General features: G+C 68.1%; 28 protein-coding genes. 10 read left to right on the forward strand and 18 right to left on the reverse strand.

All coding sequences use genetic code 11. The annotated features are described in order from the left end of the window. Positions 1-11: 11 nt before the first annotated feature. Both JKL49_RS16950 and JKL49_RS16955 read left to right on the forward strand, forming a co-directional pair. A complete protein-coding gene (locus JKL49_RS16950; protein WP_215341959.1) occupies positions 12-683 on the forward strand; it encodes a dienelactone hydrolase family protein in 672 nt (223 codons plus the stop codon). Positions 684-688: 5 nt separating this feature from the next. Further along, the gene (locus JKL49_RS16955) at positions 689-1,369 is read left to right on the forward strand and encodes a dienelactone hydrolase family protein (protein ID WP_215341961.1); all 681 of its coding nucleotides are present in this window, start codon (positions 689-691) and stop codon (positions 1,367-1,369) included. 3 nt (positions 1,370-1,372) lie between these two features. Here JKL49_RS16955 and JKL49_RS16960 read toward each other — a convergent pair whose 3' ends face one another. Further along, positions 1,373-1,840 (reverse strand): hypothetical protein, encoded by a 468-nt coding sequence (locus JKL49_RS16960; protein ID WP_215341963.1) that lies wholly within the window; start codon positions 1,838-1,840, stop codon positions 1,373-1,375. Positions 1,841-1,946: 106 nt separating this feature from the next. Between JKL49_RS16960 and JKL49_RS16965 the strand changes: the two genes are divergently transcribed. Beyond that, positions 1,947-2,711 (forward strand): pepsin/retropepsin-like aspartic protease family protein, encoded by a 765-nt coding sequence (locus JKL49_RS16965; RefSeq protein WP_215341965.1) that lies wholly within the window; start codon positions 1,947-1,949, stop codon positions 2,709-2,711. Here JKL49_RS16965 and JKL49_RS16970 read toward each other — a convergent pair. The 4 genes from JKL49_RS16970 to petA all read right to left on the reverse strand — a co-directional run bounded on the left by JKL49_RS16970 (position 2,708) and on the right by petA (position 6,526). After that, on the reverse strand, positions 2,708-3,646 hold the full coding sequence (locus JKL49_RS16970; RefSeq protein WP_215341967.1) for a CPBP family intramembrane glutamic endopeptidase: 939 nt from the start codon (positions 3,644-3,646) through the stop codon (positions 2,708-2,710). The genes JKL49_RS16965 and JKL49_RS16970 overlap by 4 nt on opposite strands. 150 nt (positions 3,647-3,796) lie before the next feature. Further along, entirely contained in the window at positions 3,797-4,639 is an 843-nt protein-coding gene (locus JKL49_RS16975; RefSeq protein ID WP_215341969.1) for a cytochrome c1, read from the reverse strand. A gap of 7 nt (positions 4,640-4,646) precedes the next feature. Next, positions 4,647-5,966: a cytochrome b gene (locus JKL49_RS16980; RefSeq protein WP_215341970.1), complete on the reverse strand. Its 1,320-nt coding sequence runs from the start codon at positions 5,964-5,966 to the stop codon at positions 4,647-4,649. A gap of 5 nt (positions 5,967-5,971) precedes the next feature. Continuing rightward, positions 5,972-6,526, reverse strand: coding sequence for a ubiquinol-cytochrome c reductase iron-sulfur subunit (petA, locus tag JKL49_RS16985; RefSeq protein WP_347340400.1), 555 nt, complete (start codon positions 6,524-6,526; stop codon positions 5,972-5,974). Between the two features lie 202 nt (positions 6,527-6,728). Between petA and JKL49_RS16990 the strand changes: the two genes are divergently transcribed. From JKL49_RS16990 to JKL49_RS17000, 3 genes are read left to right on the forward strand one after another with little or no spacing between them, the layout of a single operon-like run. Then, positions 6,729-7,187, forward strand: coding sequence for a tRNA (cytidine(34)-2'-O)-methyltransferase (locus JKL49_RS16990; RefSeq protein WP_215341976.1), 459 nt, complete (start codon positions 6,729-6,731; stop codon positions 7,185-7,187). After that, positions 7,184-8,062: an oxygen-dependent coproporphyrinogen oxidase gene (gene hemF / locus JKL49_RS16995; RefSeq protein WP_215341978.1), complete on the forward strand. Its 879-nt coding sequence runs from the start codon at positions 7,184-7,186 to the stop codon at positions 8,060-8,062. Before JKL49_RS16990 ends, hemF begins: the two co-directional genes overlap by 4 nt. 16 nt (positions 8,063-8,078) lie before the next feature. Next, positions 8,079-8,693, forward strand: a complete 615-nt coding sequence (locus JKL49_RS17000) for a GNAT family N-acetyltransferase (RefSeq protein ID WP_215341980.1) — start codon at positions 8,079-8,081, stop codon at positions 8,691-8,693. On the opposite strand, the gene JKL49_RS17005 is transcribed toward JKL49_RS17000, so the two are convergent. From JKL49_RS17005 to JKL49_RS17035, 7 genes are read right to left on the reverse strand one after another with little or no spacing between them, the layout of a single operon-like run. Beyond that, the gene (locus tag JKL49_RS17005) at positions 8,690-9,418 is read right to left on the reverse strand and encodes an Isoquinoline 1-oxidoreductase subunit (protein ID WP_215341982.1); all 729 of its coding nucleotides are present in this window, start codon (positions 9,416-9,418) and stop codon (positions 8,690-8,692) included. The two genes, JKL49_RS17000 and JKL49_RS17005, sit on opposite strands and share 4 nt — an antisense overlap. A gap of 49 nt (positions 9,419-9,467) precedes the next feature. Continuing rightward, positions 9,468-10,172 carry a glutamine amidotransferase-related protein gene (locus tag JKL49_RS17010; RefSeq protein ID WP_215341984.1) on the reverse strand — a complete coding sequence of 235 codons (705 nt, stop codon included), beginning with the start codon at positions 10,170-10,172 and terminating at the stop codon, positions 9,468-9,470. Next, positions 10,169-11,419, reverse strand: a complete 1,251-nt coding sequence (locus JKL49_RS17015; protein WP_215341986.1) for a CCA tRNA nucleotidyltransferase — start codon at positions 11,417-11,419, stop codon at positions 10,169-10,171. The genes JKL49_RS17010 and JKL49_RS17015 overlap by 4 nt, the downstream gene beginning before the upstream one ends. Continuing rightward, entirely contained in the window at positions 11,416-11,694 is a 279-nt protein-coding gene (locus tag JKL49_RS17020) for a hypothetical protein (protein WP_215341988.1), read from the reverse strand. Before JKL49_RS17020 ends, JKL49_RS17015 begins: the two co-directional genes overlap by 4 nt. Next, complete coding sequence (locus JKL49_RS17025) at positions 11,687-12,331, reverse strand: NUDIX hydrolase (protein ID WP_215341991.1); 645 nt, start codon at positions 12,329-12,331, stop codon at positions 11,687-11,689. Before JKL49_RS17025 ends, JKL49_RS17020 begins: the two co-directional genes overlap by 8 nt. Then, positions 12,328-12,903, reverse strand: a complete 576-nt coding sequence (locus JKL49_RS17030; RefSeq protein ID WP_215341993.1) for a DUF1285 domain-containing protein — start codon at positions 12,901-12,903, stop codon at positions 12,328-12,330. Before JKL49_RS17030 ends, JKL49_RS17025 begins: the two co-directional genes overlap by 4 nt. A 43-nt stretch (positions 12,904-12,946) precedes the next feature. After that, positions 12,947-13,468, reverse strand: coding sequence for a GNAT family N-acetyltransferase (locus JKL49_RS17035; RefSeq protein WP_249778106.1), 522 nt, complete (start codon positions 13,466-13,468; stop codon positions 12,947-12,949). Positions 13,469-13,684: 216 nt separating this feature from the next. Here JKL49_RS17035 and JKL49_RS17040 point away from each other — a divergent pair, with 216 nt between their 5' ends. Both JKL49_RS17040 and JKL49_RS17045 read left to right on the forward strand, forming a co-directional pair. After that, positions 13,685-14,947 carry an MFS transporter gene (locus JKL49_RS17040; RefSeq protein ID WP_215341995.1) on the forward strand — a complete coding sequence of 421 codons (1,263 nt, stop codon included), beginning with the start codon at positions 13,685-13,687 and terminating at the stop codon, positions 14,945-14,947. Positions 14,948-14,980: 33 nt separating this feature from the next. Then, positions 14,981-15,916 carry an SDR family NAD(P)-dependent oxidoreductase gene (locus tag JKL49_RS17045; protein ID WP_215341997.1) on the forward strand — a complete coding sequence of 312 codons (936 nt, stop codon included), beginning with the start codon at positions 14,981-14,983 and terminating at the stop codon, positions 15,914-15,916. A gap of 53 nt (positions 15,917-15,969) precedes the next feature. Here the strand turns inward: JKL49_RS17045 and JKL49_RS17050 are convergent, their stop codons facing one another. After that, positions 15,970-16,566 carry a GNAT family N-acetyltransferase gene (locus JKL49_RS17050; protein ID WP_215341999.1) on the reverse strand — a complete coding sequence of 199 codons (597 nt, stop codon included), beginning with the start codon at positions 16,564-16,566 and terminating at the stop codon, positions 15,970-15,972. A gap of 71 nt (positions 16,567-16,637) precedes the next feature. On the opposite strand from JKL49_RS17050, the gene JKL49_RS17055 reads away from it, so the two are divergent. After that, positions 16,638-17,054 (forward strand): hypothetical protein, encoded by a 417-nt coding sequence (locus tag JKL49_RS17055; protein WP_215342002.1) that lies wholly within the window; start codon positions 16,638-16,640, stop codon positions 17,052-17,054. A gap of 36 nt (positions 17,055-17,090) precedes the next feature. On the opposite strand, the gene JKL49_RS17060 is transcribed toward JKL49_RS17055, so the two are convergent. Then, a complete protein-coding gene (locus JKL49_RS17060) occupies positions 17,091-17,570 on the reverse strand; it encodes a GNAT family N-acetyltransferase (RefSeq protein ID WP_215342004.1) in 480 nt (159 codons plus the stop codon). A 36-nt stretch (positions 17,571-17,606) separates the two neighbouring features. On the opposite strand from JKL49_RS17060, the gene JKL49_RS17065 reads away from it, so the two are divergent. Beyond that, positions 17,607-17,951 carry a TfoX/Sxy family protein gene (locus JKL49_RS17065; RefSeq protein ID WP_215342006.1) on the forward strand — a complete coding sequence of 115 codons (345 nt, stop codon included), beginning with the start codon at positions 17,607-17,609 and terminating at the stop codon, positions 17,949-17,951. On the opposite strand, the gene JKL49_RS17070 is transcribed toward JKL49_RS17065, so the two are convergent. From JKL49_RS17070 to JKL49_RS17085, 4 genes are all read right to left on the reverse strand, one after another. Then, positions 17,948-18,805 (reverse strand): SDR family oxidoreductase, encoded by an 858-nt coding sequence (locus JKL49_RS17070; protein WP_215342008.1) that lies wholly within the window; start codon positions 18,803-18,805, stop codon positions 17,948-17,950. The two genes, JKL49_RS17065 and JKL49_RS17070, sit on opposite strands and share 4 nt — an antisense overlap. After that, entirely contained in the window at positions 18,802-19,767 is a 966-nt protein-coding gene (locus JKL49_RS17075) for an oxidoreductase (protein ID WP_215342010.1), read from the reverse strand. Before JKL49_RS17075 ends, JKL49_RS17070 begins: the two co-directional genes overlap by 4 nt. Next, positions 19,768-20,547, reverse strand: coding sequence for an enoyl-CoA hydratase-related protein (locus JKL49_RS17080; RefSeq protein ID WP_215342012.1), 780 nt, complete (start codon positions 20,545-20,547; stop codon positions 19,768-19,770). A gap of 84 nt (positions 20,548-20,631) precedes the next feature. Continuing rightward, a complete protein-coding gene (locus JKL49_RS17085) occupies positions 20,632-21,696 on the reverse strand; it encodes an MBL fold metallo-hydrolase (RefSeq protein WP_215342014.1) in 1,065 nt (354 codons plus the stop codon). Positions 21,697-21,794 lie beyond the last annotated feature (98 nt).

Consider the following 21,794-nt stretch of genomic DNA (forward strand, 5'->3'; position numbering starts at 1 on the left):
GGAGAGACGTCATGGGTGAGTTTTCCAAGCTGAAGAGCGGGGCCGACGGCTTCGAGTTCGCGGTCTATCGCGCGGCGCCCACGGGCGAGCGCAAGGGCGGCGTGGTGGTCATCCAGGAGATCTTCGGGATCGACGAGCACATCGTCCGCGACGTGGATCGCTGGGCGTCGCTTGGCTACGAGGCCATCGCGCCCTCGCTCTATGACCGTCGGGAGCCGGGCTTCACCGCCGGCCACGATCCGGCCGGCCTGACCGCCGGGGTCACCCATGCCCGCGCCACCCCGCTGGACCAGGCGCTCTCCGACGTCGACGCCTGCCGCGCGGCCCTGGCGGACGCCGGCAAGGTGTTCGTGGTGGGCTATTGCTACGGCGGGTCGCTGACCTGGCTGGCCGCCTGCCAGCTGGACGGCTTCGCGGCAGGCTCGAGCTATTATGGCAGCCTGGTCCAGGCCAACGCCGACAAGACACCGAAGTGCCCGGTGATCCTCCATCTGGGCCGCAAGGACGCGGGCATCCCCGCCGACGAGGTCAAGGCCGCCGTCCAGGCCCACAACCCCGGCGTGGCGGTCTATATCTACGAGGACGCCGGCCACGGCTTCAACAACGAGGACCCGGAGCGGCTGAACCAGGCGAGCGCCGACCTGGCCCGCCAGCGCACCCTCGACCTGTTCGCCGGAGCCTAGGCGCCGTGGGCGAGACCATCCGCCTGACCAGCAAGTTCGACGGCTTCGAGCTGGCCGCCTATCACGCCCCCGTCGCCGATGCGCGCCGCGGCGGGATCGTGCTGGTCCAGGAGATCTTCGGGGTCACCGACCACATCCGCGAGCTGGCCGACGGCTTCGCCGAGGACGGCTACGAGGTGATCGCCCCCAGCTTCTACGACCGCCTGGAGCCGGGCTTCGAGGCTGACTACAGCCAGGCCGCCATCGCCAAGGGGGTGCAATACTCCACCGCCACCCCGTGGGATCAGGTGGCCGGCGACCTGCAGGCGGCCATCGACGCGCTCGCGCCCGCCGTCTTCGTCACCGGATTCTGCTGGGGCGGAGCGGCGGCCTGGCTGGCGGCCTGCCGCTGCACCGGGGTCTCGGCGGCCTCGGCCTTCTATGGCCGTCGCATCAGCGAACTGGTGGACGAGACGCCCAAGGTCCCCACCATTCTGCACTTCGGCCGTAACGACGCCTCCATCCCGATGGAGAAGGTCGAGGAGATCCGCGAAAAGCACCCGGACGTGCCCGTCCACGTCTATGACGCCGGCCACGGCTTCGTCTCAGACCGCCGCGCAGATTACAATCCCGACGCCGCGCGGCTGGCCCGGTTGCGGACCCTGCAGGTGTTCATGAACAACGGCGGCGGCCGGGGCGAGATGTAGGGCCTATTCCTCGATGCGTTTGCGCGCCTCGGGGTCCTTTTCCAGCCAGCGGACCAGCAGCGACTGGGCGGCCAGGATGCCGATGCCGGCGGCGTAGCCTCCGAACACGGCGGTCGGATAGCGGCCGCCCTGGGCGACGGCGGCCACCTGCCAGTAGATGAAACTGGCCGCGCCGATCAGCAGACCCACGCCGGTCAGCACCGAGACCGCCGTCTGGCCAAAGCCGGACAGGAAGCTCATCCAGACATAGCGGGCCAGCATGCGGCGCACGGGCAGGATCAGCAGCGGCAGGGCGAAACTGGCCAGCAGGGCGCAGGCCGGCCACAGCAGGGCGTGCTTGGCGATGGTCCCTGGCCCGCCGGGCAGCACGCTGAAGGCGTGGACCACCGAGCCCGAATAGATCAGGCACGAGGCCGCCACGGCCACGTCCTGCATGCGCCGGAAGTCGCGCCACGCCTTGGTGAACGCCACGTCAACGCCCGTCGGCTTGGGGAGGGATGCAGCGCATCGGCTTTTATCGCCGAGGCCGCCCGCCTTGGCTATGCTCGGCAACGCCCCTCCCCCTTGGGAATCGCCGTTGAAGCTCGTCCTGGCCCTCGCCGCCCTCTGGCTCGCCCCGGCGCCCGCGAATGCGGCGGCCTGCTGGTTCGAACAGGGCGTGGTCGTCGTCCCGGCGAGCGTCGCGGGGATCGCCGGCGACTATATCCTCGACACCGGCAGCGCCACCACCCAGCTCCACGAGACCCGCGCCCAGATGGAGGGCCTGCCGCCCGCCTTCCGCGGCGAGGTGCGGGTGGACGGTGTCCGCCTGCTCGACCGGGCGGTGTCGGTGGTCGACCTGGACGCGCGGACATACAGCTTTCCGACCCCCATCGCCGGGGTGATCGGCGCCGATGTACTGTCGGCCTATGTGGTGGATGTCAGCTTCGCGCCCTGCCGGGTGGAGATCTGGCGGGCGGGCAAGGCGCCGAGGGTGCGTCCGCTCAGCGTCCTGCCGATGCGCCTGGTTGGCGGCCTGCCGGTGGTCACGGCCGCCGTCGCCGACGGCCCCAGGACGGCCGTGGGCGGCTTTGTGGTGGCGACGGGCCTGGACAGCGCTACGCGGCTCGATGAGGCCCTGGCGGGCGCCCCAGGGGCCAAGGTGGAGGATGTGGCGCCCTACGGTGCACGCAGGGCCCGGCTGCGGGCGCTCTCCTTGGCGGGCGCGCTGTTCGAGAACCTGCTGGGCGGCCTCCAGCCCCATGTCGAGGGTGCAGTGGGCGCTGTGGGTCCCCCGGTGCTGTCGCGCTGGCGGCTGCGGTTCGACTTCCCGCGTGGACGGCTGATCCTTCGCAGGCCCTAGTGGACCGCCGGGGTGATCCCCGCCCAGTGGGTGAGGAACTCCGGCAGGAAGGGCAGGATGTCGATGGTGGCGTGCAACAGGACCACCAGCAGCAGGCTGCGGGTCCGCGCCCAGACCACGCCGAGCATCAGGGCCAGGGGCGAGAGCGAGGCGATGGTGAAGGCGATCACCTGGAAGAGGTCGGTGGAATAGCCGTCGTCACCCGGCGCGCCGCGCAGATAGAGTCCCGGCACATGGGCGAGCGCGAAGACCAGGGCGCCCAGGACGACGGCGCCGGTCTCGCTGCGCAGTACGGCGGCGAGCCTGGTCTGCAGCACGGCGCGGAACAGGAACTCTTCGGCCAGGCCCGCTTCCAGCGCGATCCAGACGAAGGCGGCGGGCGCGGCCCAGGCCAGGACCTGGATCGGGGCGTGCAGGTCGCCGATCTGCTTGAGGCTGGGGCTGACCACGCTGAGCAGGGCCAGGAAGATGGCGCCCATGACGATCAGGGTGGACCAGAAGCCCTTCCGGTCGAGGCCGGTGGAGAACAGCGGCGCGACCCGGCCTCCGAACGCCAGCAACAACAGGGCCGGCGCCACGACGTGGACCGCCAACTTGACGGCCAGGATCAGCAGATCGCGGGTCTGGCCGTCGGGCATGGAGGCCTTCAGGGCCTGCATGCCGAAGCCTAGGAAGCCCACGGCGTAGATCACCATGAAGATCAGCACCGCGGTGAGCTCCGCCACCGGACGGCGGACCCGCACCGCCGGCGGGTCGGACTTGCGTGTCAGGGCCCAGGCGACCCCTGACAGCGCGATGCCGAACACCCCCAGCGACACCAGCGGGAAGGTCCAGTCGGCCTGCTTGTAGAACAGGTAGGCGAAGGCGGCGCCCCAGAGCGCGGCGTACAAGGCCAGATATGCGACGACGCGTCCGCGTCCCGTCATGGCAGCCATGGTCGCCCCTTCCCGAATGAAACCCCGCGCCCCTATCGGCGAGCAGGACCTCACGGGCAACTTAGCGATTCTTCACAAGCTGGACGTCAGAATCGAAAAAGACCCCGGTTCGCACCGGGGCCTTGATCGTCTTGCGGAAGATGGCTGGGCTTAGTGCCCGACGTTCTTCCAGATTCGCCGGTAGCTGACGAACAGCAGGCCGGAGAAGATCAGCAGGTAGATCATGGCGGCCAGGCCGAACTGCTTGCGCTCGGTCTGCTTGGGCTCAGAGGCCCAGGCCAGGAAGGCCACGACGTCCTTGGCTTGCTGGTCCAGGGTCGACTTGGTGCCGTCGTCGAAGGTCACCTTGCCGGCTTCCAGAGGCGGCGGCATGGCGATGAAGCCGCCCTCCGGAACCGGGCCCTTGCCCTTGTAGAAGGCGCTCATGTCACCCGGCATGAAGGGATTGTAGTGCTTGCCTGGGGGCACTTCCATGCCGGCGGGGGTCGCCACATAGCCCGTCAGGATCGAGTAGACGTACTGGGGTCCCTCTTCCCGGGCCTTGGTGATCACCGAGAGGTCCGGCGGATAGGCGCCGCCGTTCGAGGCGCGCGCCGCGGCCTCGTTCGGGAACGGGTTGGGGAACTTGTCAGCCGGGGTGCCGGGACGCTGGACGACGTCACCGGTCTCGGAGTCGATATCGTTGACCTGGTAGTCCTTGGAGATCGACTTCACGTAGGCGTTGTCGTTCGGGTTCTTGTACTTCTCGTCGAAGAACGGACCGTTCTTCTGACCGAGGTTACGGAAGCTCAGCAGGTTCATCGAGTGGCAGGCCGCGCAGACCTCCCGATAGACCTTGTAGCCCCGTTGAACCTGAGCCTGGTCGAACTTGCCGAACGGGCCCTCGAAGCTCCAGTGCACATCCTTGGGTTCTTCGTGGGTGGTCGCCGCGAACGACGGACCAGCAACGAAAGCGAGCCCAAGCGCCGCGAGAATGAAACCTTTGCGCAGCATCTGAGGCTCAACCCCTCTTTTCAGGCGAAGCCGCGGCGCCGGCAGGCGCGTTGGCGGGATGCGACAGCACCGGCGCGGAGATCGATTCCGGCTGGGGCAGCGGGGTCTCGGTGAGGCCCAGGATCGGCAGCACGATCAGGAAGTACGAGAAGTAGTAGGCCGCCGCGATGCGGGACAGCCACACCATCGAATTCAGGTCGGCGTCCAGCAGCTGGAAGGTCGACAGGCCCGGGATCACGTGGTCGTCGGGCAGACGGCCGCCGCAATAGCCCAGGATCAGGCAGGCCAGGACGAAGATGCCGAAGTAGAGCTTCGCGGTCGGCCGGTAGCGCATGGAGCGCACCTTGGAGGTGTCGAGCCAGGGCAGGATGAACAGCATGGCGATGGCGCCAAACATCATCAGCACGCCGGTCAGCTTGTCCGGAACCGCCCGCAGGATCGCGTAGAACGGCAGGAAGTACCATTCGGGAACAATGTGGGCCGGGGTCACCAGCGGGTTGGCGGGAACATAGTTCACCGCGTCGCCCAGCGCGTTCGGAAGGAAGAACACGAAGGTGGCGAACATCAACAGGAAGACCGAAATCGCGAAGCCGTCCTTCACCGTGTAGTACGGGTGGAAGGGGACGGTGTCCTCTTTCGATTTCACGTTCACGCCGGTCGGATTGTTGTTGCCGGGCACGTGCAGCGCCCAGATGTGCAGGATCACCACGCCGGCGATCATGAACGGCAGCAGGTAGTGCAACGAGAAGAAGCGGTTCAGCGTCGGGTCATCGACCGCGAAGCCGCCCCACAGCCAGGTGGTGATGGAGGGGCCGACCACTGGCAGGGCGCCGAACAGGTTGGTGATCACCACCGCGCCGTGGAAGCTCATCTGGCCCCAGGGCAGGACGTAGCCCATGAAGGCCGTGGCCATCATCAGCAGGTAGATCACGCAGCCCAGGATCCACAGCACTTCACGGGGAGCCTTGTAGGACCCGTAGTAGAGGCCGCGGAACATGTGGATGTAGACCGCGACGAAGAACATCGAGGCCCCGTTGGAGTGCATGTAGCGCACCAGCCAGCCGTAGTTCACGTCGCGCATGATGCGTTCGACGGAGTTGAAGGCGTAGTCCACGTGCGGGACGTAGTGCATGGCCAGCACGATGCCGGTCACGATCTGGATACCCAGGCAGACCGCCAGGATGCCGCCGAACGTCCACCAGTAGTTGAGGTTCTTCGGGGTCGGGAAGTCGACCAGACTGTCGTACGCCAGGCGCACGATCGGCAGTCGGGTGTCGAGCCAGCGCTCGAAGCCGGTCTTCGGCTCGTAGTTGGAATGTCCGCTCATCGTCCTCAGCCCACCTTGACCTTGGTGTCCGTCAGGAACGCATAGTCCGGCACCGCCAGGTTCTTCGGCGCGGGACCTTTCCGGATGCGACCGGAGGTGTCGTAGTGCGAGCCGTGGCACGGGCAGAACCAGCCGCCGTAGTCACCGCCGCCGAAGGTCGGCACGCAGCCCAGGTGGGTGCAGGTGCCAACCAGGATCAGCCACTGGGCCTTGCCGGGCTTGTGACGTTCCTCGTCGGTCTGCGGATCGCGCAGGTCGGCTTTGTCGTCCTTGATCGCCTCGGCGATCTCCTTGCCCGTCCGGTTGCGGATGAACAGCGGCTTGCCGCGCCACTTGATGGTGACCTGCTGGCCAGCTTCGACCTTGGTCAGGTCGAATTCCACCGAGGCGAGGGCGAGGGTGTCGCCGGCCGGGTTCATCTGATCGATGAACGGCCAGGCCAACGCCCCTACCGCGCCCACGGCCATGACGGCCGCGGCGATGTGAATGAAATCACGCCGGTTCGGGTCTTCGCCCGAGGCATGAGGATCGGGTTTTGCGCCCACGACGGTGTCGGCCACCTTAAAGCTACCCTTCGTTTGCGGCCGCGGCTTTGCGCCGAGACCCGTCTTCGACCCTGCCAGACACTCTGGTAAGGGCCATTCGGAATTCATTGCTGGAGCAGGACGAATGACCGGAAGGAACAGCGATCGCGCATTGCGGTCGCCCCCTCCCGTGATTCGCGCCTGGCCCCGGCCAATCCCGTAGGCTGGATCGCTTAGAATGCTGCTGGCGCTTTTTCAACCGGACATTCCGCAAAACCTTGGGGCGGCTCTCCGTCTCGGCGCCTGTCTGGGGGTCGGTGTGCACGTCATAGAGCCCTGTGGCTTCCCACTTTCCGACCGCGCGATCCGCCGCGCGGCCCTGGATTACGGCGATCCGGGCGAAGTGACGCGGCACCCCGGATGGGCCGATTTTGCGCATAATAAGCCCGGAAGGATCGTTCTGTTCACAACCAAGGGCGCGACGCCCCTGCACGACTTCGTCTTCCAGCCCGACGACGTGCTGCTGTTTGGACGCGAAAGCGCCGGTGTTCCCGACGACGTCCACGAGAGCGCCGATGCCCGGGTTTATATTCCGCTGATACGTGGAATGCGGTCGCTGAATGTGACGGTTTCGGCAGCCATCGGTCTTTCGGAGGCGTTGCGCCAGACCGGCCAATTTCCTAATCCACCGTTATGAGCAGCCTCCCGCCCGAGATCGAAGACCGCCGCACCCGCGCCAAGGCGTGGTTCGAAGACCTGCAGATCCGCATCGTCGCGGCCCTGGAGCAACTTGAAGAGGAAGCGCCGCCGGAGTTCTACCCCGAGGAGCCGCAGCGATTCGACCTGCGGCCCTGGACCCGGGAGACCGGGGTCGGCGGCGGGATCGGCGGCCACTTCAAGGGCCGGCTGTTCGAGAAGGCCGGGGTCCACACCTCGGCGGCCACCAGCCGCTTCTCGCCGGAAATGGCCAAGGAGATGCCGGGCGCCGACAAGGACCCGTCCTATGTCTCGGCCAGCATCAGCCTGATCGTGCATCCGCGCTCGCCGCGCATTCCCACCGTGCACATGAACACCCGCTTCCTGTCGACCGCCGAGAGCTGGTTCGGCGGCGGCGCCGACCTGACCCCGATGGTGGACGAGCAGCGCAGCGAGGAGGCCGATGACGCGGTGCTGTTCCACGCCGCGATGAAGGCCGCCTGCGACCCCTTCGATCCCGACTGGCACGAGACGTACAAGGCCTGGTGCGACGAGTATTTCTACCTGCCGCACCGCAAGGAGACCCGCGGGGTCGGCGGCATCTTCTACGACCGGCATAATTCCGGCGACTTCGAGAAGGACTTCGCCTTCACCCGCGCCGTGGGCGAGGCCTTCCTGGACGTCTATCCGAAGATCGTCCGCCACCGCATGAGCGAACCCTGGACCGAGCAGGATCGGATGGAGCAGCTTGTCCGCCGGGGCCGCTATGTCGAGTTCAACCTGCTCTACGACCGCGGCACCATGTTCGGCCTGAGGGCGGGCGGCAACATCGACACCATTCTGTCGTCCATGCCGCCGGTCGCGGCCTGGACCTGACGCGCGGGGTCGTCTGATGGCGCAGATCCGGCCCTTTCGTCCCGAGGACCTGGAGGGCCTGTACGAGGTCTGCCTGAAGACCGGCGACAGCGGTCAGGACGCCACGTCCCTCTATCGCGACAAGCACCTGCTCGGGGCGATCTACGCCGCCCCCTATGGACGGTTCGCACCTCATCTCGCCTTCGTGGTTGAGGATGGCGGCCGGGTCGCCGGCTACATCGTGGGCACCGCCGACACCCGGGCCTTCGAGACCCTGCTGGAGGATCGCTGGTGGCCGATGCTGCGGGCCGCCCACGCCGATCCGCAAGCCACGCCCTGGGCCGAACGGACGACCGACCAGCACCTGGAGCGCATGTTCCACAAGCCCAACGCCGTGCCGGACGCCGTCGTCGCGGCCCATCCCGCCCACCTGCACATCAACCTGCTGCCCCATCTGCAGGGCCAGGGCCTGGGCCAACGCCTCATCGACACCCTGTCGGCGGCCCTGACCTCTGCCGGTGCTCGCGGCCTCCACCTCGGCGTCAGCGAGGCCAACACTCGGGCCCAGCGATTCTACGACATCTACGGCTTCACCCGCTTCTCCGAGCAATCGACCCCCGGGACGATCTGGATGGTGCGGGACCTGACCTAAACCGCCGGCTTCATCGACCCGGCCTCTGCCTTGAGGTCGTGGCTGGGCACCTTGGTTCCGCCGGGCGCCGGGCACTTGGCGCCGGTGTCGATCCAGGCCTGGATGAGTTCGCCGAGCTGGGCTTGCGTACCCGGCGCGGGCGTGCGGCCGAGGCCAGGGTTCCAACCCCAGGCCACCAGCTCATCATTGGCCATGTGGTCGTGGATCTGGGCCAGCGTCCGGCCGCCGTTGCGGGCCGGGTCCTTGATCTGGGCGCAGATCTCGCCCAGCGACTTGCCCTGCCATGCCATCGAGGCCGGGGCGAGCGCCCATTTCGGATTGCCAGGGATGGTGACGATGTGGGTCCCGCCGACCCAGACGTTCTTGGCGGTGTGGCACGACGCGCAGTGCAGGCCCTCACCATGGCCGTCCTCGCCGCGGGAGACCACCGGCATGTGGGGGTGGCGGTCATTGGCCTGGGCCGGATGGTCCACCGGGTGGCAGTTTGCGCAGCGCGGGTGGGTGATCACCTTGCCGGCCTCCTGGAAGAGGGCGACGGAGCGGGCGTTCTTGTCAGCGATCCTGTTGAACGACGCGGCGGGCTTGAGCGAGGTCCGCTGCTCCATCTCGGCCAGGACCGAGGCGGCGGTCTGGCTGGGCGCGGTCTGGGCCTGGGCGTTCAGGGTCGCGGCGGCCACCAGGCCGGCCGCGCCGAGGGACAGAAGCAGGGCGCGGGCGTGGCGCATGGGAGAACATTCCTGGCCGGCGCGAAGAGCGGCGCCGCTGACCAGAACGTCAGGAACGGCCAAGCGTTGCCTGGGCCAGGAACCGCTGAATCCAGCCGCCGACCTGGGCGCGGTCGTCGGGTTGCTCGAAGGAGAGGATCGCCTGGTCGGCCTGCTCGTCGGTGAAGCGGGTTCCGCGGCGGTTCTCGATCAGGGCCCGAGCATAGCCGGGCTCGAACTCCGGGTGCAGTTGCAGGGAGATGGCCGGCTGGTCGCCATAGGCCAGCATGCCGAAGGGGGTGAACTCACTGGCGGCGATCACCGTGGCGTCCGGCGGCGGCGCGACCACCTGGTCCTGGTGCGAGGCCGCGATGGTCAGGCGCGGCGCGTCCATCCAGACCTCAGGGTGTTGGACCTCGTAACGGTGCAGTCCGACGCCCCAGCCCTTGGGCGACTGGATCACCTTTCCGCCGAAGGCCTCGGCCATGATCTGGTGGCCAAAGCAGATGCCCACCATCGGCGTGCCCTTGGCGGCGCGCAGGAAATCCTTCAACGGCTCGATCCAGGCCAGCGGGTCATAGACGCCGGCCGACGATCCCGTGATGAGATAGGCCGCGCAGGCCTCAGCGCTGGCGGGCAGCTTGCCCGCCTGAACGTCGAAGGTCTGGTAGTCGTAGGCGTCCGGGCCGAACAGGGCGCGGAACATGGCGGGATAGTCGCCGAACTGGTCGACCTCGGGGGGCGGCTGGCCGGTCTCGAGGATGCCCAGCCTCAATAGGCCATGCCTTGTGCGACCGCCTTCAGCTTCTCGATGGCCGAGAATTTGTCGTCGATGAAGTCATGGTCGATCCACCACTCCTCCACCTCCCGCAGCACCTGGCCCACCATCGGACCCTTGGGCACGCCGGCATGGATCACGTCGTCGCCGGTCAGGGGGAAGGTCGGCGGTGACCAGCTTTCGGCCAGGGCCAGCAGCCCCCGCCACTGGTGGGTGGCCGAGGTGCGACCTGATTTGGCCCAGGCCAGCTTCACCCGATCGTTGAAGGCCGCCAGCCCGATGGCGTAGACGCCCCGGCGGGTCTCGCGCGGGCTCATCCAGCTGGTGATGCGGGGCGTCCTGCCCATGGCGGCCACCAGCCGGTCGCGGACCTCGTTGGAGAGCCGCAGGCGCTCGGCGATCTGGGCCGCGCCGACCTGATCCTCCGGGATCAGGGTGGCCAGGCGCAGGATGGGGTCGTTCTCGAACAGCTGCTCGGTCTCGATCTCGACGAGCTGGTTGAATCCCGAAAGGTCCGTGGCGCAGGGCAGGATGGCGGTGAGCACGCCGCTCTGGGCCATCAGCGCCAGGGCCGGACGCGGCTCCTCGGCGGCCAGCAGCTTGGTGAGCTCCTTGGCGGTGCGCTCAGCCGGTCGGCCCGAGAGCGATTCCTTAAGCGCCTTGCAGGCCGCCAGCGCCTTCTCGTCAGGGTCGCCCCGGCCGTACCAGGCCTGGAACCGGAAGAAGCGCAGGATGCGCAGATAGTCCTCGCGGATGCGGGTCATGGCGTCGCCGACGAAGATGATGCGGCCCGCCCTGCCGTCCTCCACCCCGCGGCCCGTGGGATCAAACAAGGTCCCGTCGCGGTCGGCATAGACGGCGTTCAGGGTGAAGTCCCGGCGCTGGGCGTCCTCGGCCCAGTCCTCGGTAAAGGCCACCACGGCGCGGCGGCCGTCGGTGGAGACGTCCCGGCGCAGGGTGGTGATCTCGAACGGCTGGCCGTGGGCCACGGCGGTGATGGTGCCGTGCTCGACCCCGGTGGGCACCGCCTTGATCCCGGCGTCCTGCAGCGCTTCCATGACCTGGTCGGGGGTCAGGGTGGTGGCGATGTCGATATCGTCGATGGGCCGGTTCAGCAGGGCGTTTCGCACGCAGCCGCCGACGAACCGCGCGCAGCCGGAAAAGCCGCGCGCCTCCAGGGCGTCCATCACGGCGATGGCCTGTGGGGTCTTCATCCAGGGCTTTTGGCCGATACTGTCGGTCATGGAATCTTGGGCGCTCTCTTCTCGTAGTGGCCGGGCGTGACGCGCCCGTCCGAGGCGGCTTCGGCGGGGACATAGACCTCGCCGCGGTTGTCGCCATGGAACACCGCCGTCGCCATCAGCGAAACCCCCAACAGCACCGCCCCGGCCGCGAACAGCCAGGCCCAGGGCGTCGATCCCATCTCCCGGCCGGTGCGCCGGGCGATCTCGCGCCACAGGAACCAGAGGCCGAACGGCAGGGCCATGAGCAGGGCCCGGGTGGCGATGACCTCAAGCAACGGCCGCGCCGTAGAGCCGCTCGTACAGCGCCCGCAGGACGCCGGCGGTGGCCCCCCAGATGAAGCGGTCGGCGTGGGTCATGGCGTAGAACCTACGCTTTTCCCCGGTGGGGGCCTCACGCTCATGTTCCTCGTGATTGGCCGGGTCCATCAGGAAGCCGAAGGGGGTCTCGAAGATGTCGGCCACCTCGTCGGGATTGGCCGTCAGGGTAAAGCCCTCGCGAATGAACCCAACCACCGGGGTGATCAGGAACCCCGTACCCGTGACGTAGGGCGAAGAGAGCCCGACCAAGGTGACGTAGTCGGGGTGCAGGCCCACCTCCTCGTGGGCCTCGCGCAGGGCCGTGCCCCAGGGCGTCTCCCCCGGATCGCGGCGGCCGCCTGGCAGGGCGATCTGGCCGGTGTGGCGGCGCAGTGTGTCGGCGCGGCGGGTGAGGATCACCGAATAGGCCCCTTCCCGCTCCACCAGGCCCACCAGCACCGAGGCGGGCGTCAGTTCATCGGGCTGGGCGCCGTAGTGGCCCGAGAGGTCGAAGTCCGAGCGGGTTGCGCCGGCCACGGGCTCGCGCACCTCCAGCGGGTCGAGATGCTGGGTGATCCAGTCGCGTGTGGCGGCCGACGCCTCTGCCGGATTCACAGAACGTGCGCTCCGGCCGGTCCCACCGGGAACCAGGCGCCGTTGGAGGAAACCCCCAGGCGCGGACCATCGGGCGTCTCGCGTTCCTGCGCCAGCTCCACCAGTTCGTAGAAGACCGGGCGGGCGATCAGGGCCTCCAGGCCGCGGCGGACGTGCAGGTAGGGGCGCGGCTCACCGGTGGCCGGGTCCATCTCGACGCGGATCTCGTTTTCGGGGCCGGCCTCGACCTCGTCACCGACATTGGTGAGGAATTTCAAGGTGTCGCCCACCTTGTCGACACGCACGGCGATGAAGGGGGCGTCCTCCACCGTGATCCTCATCTTCTCCACCGGGGTCACCAGGTGGAAGCCGTCGGGGTCCTTGCGCAGGACGGTGGAAAACAGCCGCACCAGGGCTTCGCGGCCGATGGGGGTGCCCTCGTGGAACCAGAGGCCATCCTTCTTGATGACGATGTCGATGTCGCCGCAGTGCGTGGGGTTCCAGAGGTGGACAGGCGGCAGGCCGCGGCCCGGCGCCTGCTTGGCGGCGGCGATCACGCCTTCGAGGCCGGATTTGCTGGGCGTATCAGTCATGGGATCAAGGTAGGGCGCTGGAGCGGCCGCCTCAAGCGCGACCCTAGGTCAAGGGTGCGGCGACCAGACCTTCCAGACCCTCGGTCCCGCCCTCGCGCAGCGGCTTGACCAGCACCCGGCGCTGATCGACCGGTCCCGGCAGGCGCACAGCCTTGGCCGGCGCGGCGGAGAATCCGAAGCGGCCGAAATAGGGTTCGTCCCCCACGAGCAGGACGTTGGCGAAGCCGGCGACCTGGGCGGCGGCGCAGGCGGCCTGCACCAAAGCGCCGCCGGTTCCGAACTTGCGCACGTCGGCCTCCACGGCCAGGGGACCGAGGAACACCGCCTGCGCCCCACCGATGCTGATCCGGGTCATGCGCACGCAGCCCACCAGGCGGACGCCGTCCCAGGCGCAGAACGACAGGTCCTGACGGAACTCGGCGATCTCGCGGACGCGTTCGGAGACCTTAGTGAAACGGCCCGGGCCGAAGGCGTGGTCCAGCAGGGTCTCGACAGCCGGGCCATCCCGGTCCTGTTCAAGTTTGAGGGTCGGCGCCTGCGCGGCGGCGGAGAGGGTCATGGGCATGGGATCTTCTTCGAAGTGCGACGGTCACCGGTCGCGCAACAATGCGCAGACCGGCGGGCGGTTCTAACTGGCGCGGCGGGCGCGCCCGGTTCGTCGCAGTCGTCGCATGACGTCAGGCCCAGAACTTCGTTCAACGAGGGTCGCGATAGGGCCATGGCGCACGCGCGTCAATCACGCGTTGCGAGCTGCGCCGTGGCGCCGCAAGGTCCGCCGCCCATGACTGAGACTCTCCCCGACGGCCCGGCCGAACCCACCACCCTGCGCGAGCTGATGAAGCGTCGCGACTTCATGCTGTTCTGGATCGCCCGGGTGGCGGCCACGCTCGGGGTGCAGATCCAGAGCGTGGCCCTGGGCTGGCAGATGTACGCCGTGGCCCGCGAGACCATGGATGTGAAGCAGTCGGCCTTCTATGTCGGCATGATCGGCCTGGCCGCCTTCATCCCCGTGTTGTTGCTGTCGCCCTTCGCCGGAGAGACCGCCGACCGGCACGACCGGCGCAAGGTGCTGCTGATCTGTTACGTCGGCGAGATCGCCACGGCGGTGACCCTGGCGGCGGCCTCGATCTACCACTTCGCCACCATTCCGCTGCTGCTGCTGCTCTCCATGCTGTTCGGCGCCAGCCGCGCCTTCATGGGTCCCTCCTCAACAGCGCTGGGCCCGATGCTGGTGCCGCGCAGCCTGCTGCCGCGCGCCATCGCTCTAAACTCGCTCGCCTGGCAGGGCGGGTCCATCGTCGGCCCGGCCATCGGCGGCCTGCTGCTGGCCCATTCGACGGGCCTCTCCTATTCGGTGACCACGGTCCTCTACGTGGTGGCCTTCGCCTGCGTCTTCATGATCTCCGGCGTGACCCAGCCCATCGTCCAGGCGGGCTCCCGCTGGGCCCTGATCAAGGAGGGGCTGGTCTATACCTGGACCAACCGGATCGTGTTCGGGGCCATCTCCTTCGACATGTTCGCGGTGCTGCTGGGCGGAGCCACAGCGCTGCTGCCGGTGTTCGCGCGTGATGTGCTGCACGTGGGCCCCGACGGCTTTGGCATCCTGCGCGCCGGGCCCGCCATAGGCGCGACCCTGGTGGCCGTGATCCTCGCCGGGCGGCCGATCAAGCGCCATGCAGGGTTGACGATGTTCGCGGGCGTCGCCGTATTCGGCGCGGCGACGATCGTCTTCGGGCTCTCCAAATCCCTGCCGCTGTCGGTCTTCGCCCTGGCCGTGCTGGGCGGCGCCGACATGCTCAGCGTCTATGTGCGCCAGACCCTCGTGCAGATCGTGACCCCCGATCACATGCGCGGCCGGGTGGCGGCGGTGTCCTCCCTGTTCATCGGCGCGTCCAACGAACTGGGGGAATTCGAGAGCGGCGTCGTGGCCCGATTCCTGGGTCCCGTGGGCGGCGCGGTGTTTGGTGGCGTCGGCGCGTTGATCGTGACCGGCGTCTGGGCGAAACTCTTTCCAGCCTTGCGCAAGGCCGACAGGCTCGAATAACAGTCGTCGAATTATTTTCAGGGAGATTGGTTCATGGGTGCTCTTTCAGGCAAAGTTGTTCTTGTTACGGGCGGCGGCAACGGTATCGGCCGCGATTGCGCTCTGATCGCCGCGCAGGAAGGCGCCAAGGTCGTGGTCAACGATCTGGGTGGCAGCCTCAAGGGCGAAGACGAAGGTTCGGCCGGTCCGGCTGAATCCGTCGCCCAGGAAATCCGCGCCGCGGGCGGTGAAGCGGTTTCCAATTCCGACAGCGTCACCGACCTCGACGCCGTCTACGGCATGGTCGAGCAGGCCAAGAAGGAATTCGGCGGTCTGCACGCCGTGATCAATCCCGCCGGCATCCTGCGGGACGTCATGTTCCACAAGATGACCGAAGCCGAGTGGGACGCCGTCATCGCCGTCCACATGCGCGGCTCCTTCAACGTGGCCCGCGCCACCATCGAGCTGTTCCGCGAGCAGAACGACGGCGCCTACATGTTCTTCACCTCGACCTCGGGCCTGCTGGGCAACATCGGTCAGGCCAATTACGGCGCGGCCAAGATGGGCATCGCCGGCCTGTCGCGCATCATCGCCATGGAAGGCGCCCGTAACAACGTGCGCTCCAACTGCGTCGCCCCGGTCGCCTGGACCCGCATGACCCAGTCGGTCCCGGTGAAGGATGAAGCCGCCGCCGCCCGTCGCGCCGTGATGGCCGAGAAGATCCGCGCCGACCAACCCGCCCGCTTCTCGGTGGCCATGATCACCCCGGCCGCCGCCAGCGTCACGGGCCAGATCTTCGGCTCCTCGGGCGAAACCATCACCCTCTACTCGCAGCCGCGGCCCATCGAGACCGTGACCAAGGAAGAGGGCTGGACCGTCGACAGCATCATCAAGGAAGCCATCCCCGCGATGGCCCCGAAGTTCTACCCGGTCACCCGCCCGCCGCTGGCGAGCCAAGGCGCGGCCCCGGCCACGGCGCCCGCCTCGTAAGAGGTCGCGTTCGCGAAACGATCAGGACCCCGGTCGCAAGGCCGGGGTCTTTTTCATGTTTGCTGCAGGGCCCGCCACTGGTCGCGCGTCAGCTCCCAATAGATGGAGCGGCGGATGGAGCCGTCGGGCCGCACGCTTTCGCGCTCGCCCATGCGGATGAAGCCCGCCCCGTCGATGGCGGCGGCGGAACGGACATTGTCCAGGGCCGCGGTCAGGCCGATCAGCCGGACCCCCAGAACCTCGAAGATCGCGCCCACGGAGTTGGCGACGCCCTGTCGGCCGCGCCCGGTGTTCTGCCGATCGGCGCGGGCCGCGCCCGCCAGCTCCGCCGAGGCGCGGTCGGGCCAGACGGTGATGCGGGAATAGCCGGCGACGCCGCCCGCCTCATCCGGAGTGACCAGCAGGACGCACTCGCCCTTCTGCCGCAGGGCCTCGCTCTCGGCGACCCAGCGGGCGACATTCTCGTGGGTGAAGGGCCGGGGCAGGTCGTAAATCGGGTCAGACACCCTGGGATCGGAGAACAGGTCCACCAGTCCCGCAACGTGCTGCGGGCCGGCGACACGGTCGGCGGCGAAGATCCGCACCACCTGGCGGATCGCGGCCTCTTCCTCGGGCGACGTGGTCAGGACCGTTTTCGGCGGCGCGCTCATGGCGTCCTCCCTGGCTGGGCTCTTGGTGGCCCGGAACTTGCGTAACCTTAACGGGAAGACCGGAGTTTCGCATGCCCATTTCCGCCCTCGCCGCCTCAGCCATCACCGCGCTCCTGCCCAAGGCGGTCGACGCCGTCAGCAAGGCCGTGAGCGGGGCGGACGCCGCGGCGATGAAGGTCGCCGACTCCAAGGCCAAGACCAAGGAGACCCTCGACGCCATACGCGACAAGGGAATCTACCAGTGGGCCAAGGAACAGCAGGTCGAGAAGCTGAAGGAAAAGATCCGCGCCCAGGTGCTGGCCGCCCGGGGAACCAGCGAGGGCGACCTGGCCAAGCTCGACCCGAAGTCCCGGGCTTCTACCGAGGCTTCGATCACCGAGGAGATCGCCCGCCGCATCAAGGAAGCCATGCTCCAGGAGCTCGAGCACCAGGCAAAATCCGGCAAGAACGGCAAACAAGGCCCGGCCATTATCGACATCAAGGTCTGATCTCAATACCGCTCATCCCGGCGACCGGGTGGGGTTTCAGCCCAGCGCCAATTTTCTCAACGCCTCGTCGGTCAGCCGGCGCACCGTCCACTCCGACTGCGAGGCTGCGCCGAGCCCGTCATAGAAGGCGATGGCCGGCGCGTTCCAGTTGAGCACCGCCCATTCCAGCCGCGCCAGGCCCTGCGCTTCGCAACGCTGGGCAAGGGCCCGCAGCAGGGCCTTGCCGGCCCCGATCCCGCGCGCTTCGGGGACCACGAACAGGTCCTCCAGATAGATCCCGTGACGGCCCCGGAAGGTGGAATAGTTGTAGAACCAGATGGCGAAACCCACCGGCGCGCCGTCCTGCTCGGCGATGTCGCAGAACAGGCGCGGGGTCTCGCCGAAAAGGTGCCCGGCGAGGTCGGCTTGCGTGGCCTCCACCTCGTGCAGCAGCTTTTCATACTCGGCCAGGGCGCGGATGAAGCCGAAGATGGTGGAGGCGTCGGCGGGAACGGCGGGTCGGACAGTGACGGTCACGGCGGCTATGGTTCTCTCTGGCTTGGCGAGGAGCGCATGGCGGTTTCAACCGAATTTGTCGACTACATCCTGGAGCAGCTCGCGCCTCTGGGCGGGATCACCCACCGCCGCATGTTCGGCGGGGTCGGCCTGTCGCGACAAGAGCTGTTCTTCGCCCTGATCGCCGAAGACACCCTCTATCTCAAGGTCGACGACGCCAACCGCGCGGACTTCGAGGCGGCGGGCTGCGAACCCTTCAAGCCCTTCGGCGGCGACAAGGCGATGAGCTACTGGTCGGCGCCCCTCGAGGCCCTGGAAGACCCCGACCTGCTGGCCGCCTGGGCGGGCAAGGGCGTCGACGCCGCCGCCCGCGCCAGGACAAAGCCGAAGCGAAAAACCTAGCCGATGACCACGCCGGGCGGCGGGACGGAGTCGGCCGGCACGAAGAAGTCGGGCATCAGCCGGGTGGTGGGATCGACCCGGTATTTGTCGAAGTCACGCTCCCCCTCTGCATCGAGGAAGCTGTCGTCGATCAGGAAGTTGCCGGTGAAATCACGGGCCGGCTTCTCGAAGATGGCGTGGGCGGCGTCGGCCATGATCTCCACCGTGCGGCACTGCTTCATGCCCTCGTCGCCGGCCAGGGCGAACCGGATGGCGGCCGTGGCGATCCCGGTACGGGGCCAAAGCGCGTTGAAGGCGATCCCGTCGGCCTTGAACTCCTCGGCCATCCCCAGGACGCACATGCTCATGCCGAACTTGGCCATGGTGTAGGCCACGTGGCCACCGAACCAGCGGGGGCTCATGTCCAGCGGCGGCGACAGGGCCAGGACGTGGGGGTTGGCGGCGTTCTTCAGGTGCGGGATGCAGGCCTTGGAGGTCAGGTAGGTGCCCCGCGCATTGACCTGGTTCATCAGGTCGTAGCGCTTCATGTCGGTCTGCAGAGTGCCGGTGAGCTGGATGGCCGAGGCGTTGTTGACGCAGATGTCGACACCACCGAAGGCGGCGACTGTTTTCTCCACCGCCTCGTAGACGCTGGACTCGTCGCGGACGTCGACGATCAGCGGCAGGGCCTTGCCGCCCGCCGCCTCGATCTCCTTGGCGGCGGAATAGATGGTGCCGGGCAGGTGCTTGTGCGGCTCGGCCGTCTTGGCGGCGATGGCGATATTGGCGCCGTCGCGGGCGGCGCGCAGGGCGATGGCCAGGCCGATACCGCGGCTGGCGCCGGTGACGAAGAGGGTCTTGCCTTGCAGGCTCATAGCTTCACTCCGGTGGTGTCTTCGGACAGGGCCCAGAGGCGCTCAGCGCTCTCGGGGTCCAGGGCGTGGGGCATCACCCCCTGATAGGGATCGGCGGGGTCGAAGGGGACGGCCTCGGCGAGGTTTTCGAGATAGAGGCCGCCGACGCCCTCCAGCTCCGGACCGATGGCGGCCCAGACGCTGGTGGAGGCGCCCTGGGCGGGGGTCTTGAAGCCCTCGCGGACCACGCCCTCGGCGTTCATCCAGCCCAGGGCGATCATCTCCTCCCGGGCCATGTGGCGCTGCAGCGGGGTCATGATGCCGCCCGGCATCACCGAGTTGGCGGTGATGCCGAGGTCGGCGAAGCGCTTGTGATAGCCGACCGCGAACAGGGCGTTGGCGGTCTTGGACTGACCGTAGGATTCCCACTTGTCGTAGGGCCGGGTGCGGTAGTGAACGTCGTCCCAGTTGATGCCACCCCGACGGTGGCCGCCGGAGCTCAGGGAGACCAGGCGGGCCGAGCGCCCCTCCTCCGAGCCGTTCATCAGGGCGCGCGTCAGGCCGACGCCCAGCAGGAAGTGGCCGAAGTGATTGGTGCCGATCTGCATCTCCAGATCGTCGGCGGTGTAGGTCTGCGGACAGGCCATGACGCCGGCGTTGTTGATCAGCACGTTCAGCGGCGCGTCGCCCCAGGCGCTGACGAAGCCGGCCACGGAGGCCAGATCGGAGAGATCCAGCGCGCCGACCTTGACCCGCTCGGAGCCGATGTCGCCGTTGATCTCGGCGGCCGCCTTCTCGCCGGCCTCGCGGTTGCGCACAGCGATGGTGACCTCCGCGCCGGCGGCGGCCAGCGCCCGGGCGGTCTCGATGCCGATGCCGGTGGCCGCGCCGGTGATCACCACCGTGCGGCCGGTCAGGTCATGGTCCTCGGCGATCTCGGCGGCGTCGGTGAAGGGCGACAGGCCTGTAGTGATGCGGGCCATCTAGGAGACCTTCGCAAAGTCGGGCGCGCGCTTCTCGGCGAAGGCGGCGAAGGCCTCCTTGGCTTCCGGCGACTTGAGCTGCGCAGCGAAGTGGCGGCCCTCCTCGTCCATGCGGTTGGCGATCGCCTCGCCGTCGCGCATCAAGGCCTTGGTGATCACCACGGCGGCGGGCGGCCGGGCGGCGACCGCATCGGCGGCGGCCTTGGCCCGGGCGCGGAGTTGGTCGGTGGGGACCGCCGCATTGGCGATGCCCCAGTCGACGGCCTTCTTGGCGTCCACGGCCTCCCCCAGCACGAACATCGAGAAGGCGCGCGCGTGGCCGATGCGGGCCGGCAGGGTCAGGCTGGAGGCGGCCTCCGGCACCAGGGCCAGGTTGACGAAGGGGGTGGTGAGCAGGGCGTCTTCGGAGATGTAGACGAGATCGCAGTGCAGCAGCATGGTGACGCCGACGCCCACAGCGCGGCCGTTCACGGCGGCCACCAGCGGGGTCTTGGCGCGCGCCAGGGCGGCCAGCAGCGGGTTGCCGCCACGGCGGGCCTCATTGGCGCTGGCGTCGCCCGAATTGACCGCGGCGAAGTCGGACAGGTCGTTGCCGGCGGTGAACATGTCGCCATTGGCCTGGATCAGGACGCAGCGGACCTCCCTGTCGAACTCGGCCTGGTCGATGGCGTCGCCCAGGGCCTGGTACATGTCCCGGGTCAGGGCGTTCTTCTTCTCGGGCCGGTTCAGCGTCAGGGTCAGCACCCCGCCCGCCTTCTCGCTCAAGACATGGTCACTCATCGTCCCACTCCCTCAATTTCTTACGTCGTATATTATACCGCCCGGCGGGATGCGATAGCGTCGCGCGGTGATTTCTTTGCAGGCCTAGGCGGCGCGATACCAGTCCACGCCTTGGGCGTCGGTCTCGCGTACCGCCTGGCCCCGGGTGATCAGGCAGTTGAGATGGGCCAGGCTCTCGCCCGTCGCCATGCCCAGCACCCACGCGTCGATCTTGCGCCGGAACAGCACCGAGAAGACGTCCACCGAGCGCTTCGGCTCGGAGATCAGCGCCTTCAGCCGGGTCAGTCCTCGCTCGTGCCCGCCGATCAGGTGGTCGATGCGGGCGTGCAGGCCATGGAAGGGGTCGTTGTGGGCGGGCAGGACGAGGACGTCGTCGGGCACCTTGGTCTTGATGCGGGCAAGCGACACCAGCCAGTCGGTCAGAGGATCGCCGCCGGGCTCGGTGGGGAAGACCGAGACGTTGGAGGAAATCTTCGGCAGCACCTGGTCGCCGCTGATCAGCAGCTTCAGGTCCGGGCAATAGAGGCAGGCGTGCTCCGGCGAATGGCCCGAGCCCACCACGATGCGCCAGGCATGATCACCGATCTGAATCTCATCGTCGTCCGACAGCCGCTGGAAGCTGGCCGGCAGGGCGTGCAGCCCCTTGCCGAAGCCGCCGAACCGGGCGCGGTAGGTTTCGATCTGTTCCTCGTTCCACCCGGCGCCGCGATAGAATCGCAGGGCGTCCTCCGGCGCCTCGCGCCCGGTGTCGGCCGCCAGGTTGTGGCACATCAGGAATTCCAGCCGGGTGATCCACAGGCGGCAGTCGAACTTTCGCGTCAGCCAGCCGGCCATGCCGATGTGGTCTGGGTGCATGTGGGTGACGAACACCCTGGTCACCGGCAGGCCGCCCAGGGACTGGGCGAAGGCCTCCCGCCAGGCCTGCATGGTCTCCGATCCGCCCATGCCCGTATCGACGATCGCCCAGCCCTCACCCTCACGAATCGCCCAGACATTGATGAAGGCCAGCGACCCGCCCAGCGGCATCCGCAGCCACTTCACGCCAGGCGCCACGTCCAGCGCCTCGCCGGTCCTGGGCCCGCGTTCGAAGGGGTAGACGAGCTTCGGACGTGGGTGCTCGACAATGGTCTCTTCGAATCCGTCCCGCATGCCCGCAGCTCCAACCGATGTTCGGTCATTGTCGCGCCACAGGCGGTCTCTATCAAACCGCAATACGGTCCTGCGCGGCTCAGTTCAGACGCCGTTCA

This window comes from Phenylobacterium glaciei, from assembly GCF_016772415.1.
In the GTDB taxonomy this organism is placed as follows: Bacteria; Pseudomonadota; Alphaproteobacteria; order Caulobacterales; family Caulobacteraceae; genus Phenylobacterium; species Phenylobacterium glaciei.

Coding starts and splice junctions, on each gene's coding strand:
- JKL49_RS16950 (WP_215341959.1), top strand. CDS start 12: ATGGGTGAGTTTTCCAAGCTGAAGAGCGGGGCCGACGGCTTCGAGTTC.
- JKL49_RS16970 (WP_215341967.1), bottom strand. CDS start 3,646: ATGGCTGCCATGACGGGACGCGGACGCGTCGTCGCATATCTGGCCTTG.
- JKL49_RS16975 (WP_215341969.1), bottom strand. CDS start 4,639: ATGCTGCGCAAAGGTTTCATTCTCGCGGCGCTTGGGCTCGCTTTCGTT.
- JKL49_RS16980 (WP_215341970.1), bottom strand. CDS start 5,966: ATGAGCGGACATTCCAACTACGAGCCGAAGACCGGCTTCGAGCGCTGG.
- JKL49_RS16990 (WP_215341976.1), top strand. CDS start 6,729: ATGCTGCTGGCGCTTTTTCAACCGGACATTCCGCAAAACCTTGGGGCG.
- hemF (WP_215341978.1), top strand. CDS start 7,184: ATGAGCAGCCTCCCGCCCGAGATCGAAGACCGCCGCACCCGCGCCAAG.
- JKL49_RS17000 (WP_215341980.1), top strand. CDS start 8,079: ATGGCGCAGATCCGGCCCTTTCGTCCCGAGGACCTGGAGGGCCTGTAC.
- JKL49_RS17005 (WP_215341982.1), bottom strand. CDS start 9,418: ATGCGCCACGCCCGCGCCCTGCTTCTGTCCCTCGGCGCGGCCGGCCTG.
- JKL49_RS17015 (WP_215341986.1), bottom strand. CDS start 11,419: ATGACCGACAGTATCGGCCAAAAGCCCTGGATGAAGACCCCACAGGCC.
- JKL49_RS17030 (WP_215341993.1), bottom strand. CDS start 12,903: ATGACTGATACGCCCAGCAAATCCGGCCTCGAAGGCGTGATCGCCGCC.
- JKL49_RS17035 (WP_249778106.1), bottom strand. CDS start 13,468: ATGCCCATGACCCTCTCCGCCGCCGCGCAGGCGCCGACCCTCAAACTT.
- JKL49_RS17040 (WP_215341995.1), top strand. CDS start 13,685: ATGACTGAGACTCTCCCCGACGGCCCGGCCGAACCCACCACCCTGCGC.
- JKL49_RS17045 (WP_215341997.1), top strand. CDS start 14,981: ATGGGTGCTCTTTCAGGCAAAGTTGTTCTTGTTACGGGCGGCGGCAAC.
- JKL49_RS17050 (WP_215341999.1), bottom strand. CDS start 16,566: ATGAGCGCGCCGCCGAAAACGGTCCTGACCACGTCGCCCGAGGAAGAG.
- JKL49_RS17055 (WP_215342002.1), top strand. CDS start 16,638: ATGCCCATTTCCGCCCTCGCCGCCTCAGCCATCACCGCGCTCCTGCCC.
- JKL49_RS17065 (WP_215342006.1), top strand. CDS start 17,607: ATGGCGGTTTCAACCGAATTTGTCGACTACATCCTGGAGCAGCTCGCG.
- JKL49_RS17070 (WP_215342008.1), bottom strand. CDS start 18,805: ATGAGCCTGCAAGGCAAGACCCTCTTCGTCACCGGCGCCAGCCGCGGT.
- JKL49_RS17075 (WP_215342010.1), bottom strand. CDS start 19,767: ATGGCCCGCATCACTACAGGCCTGTCGCCCTTCACCGACGCCGCCGAG.
- JKL49_RS17080 (WP_215342012.1), bottom strand. CDS start 20,547: ATGAGTGACCATGTCTTGAGCGAGAAGGCGGGCGGGGTGCTGACCCTG.
- JKL49_RS17085 (WP_215342014.1), bottom strand. CDS start 21,696: ATGCGGGACGGATTCGAAGAGACCATTGTCGAGCACCCACGTCCGAAG.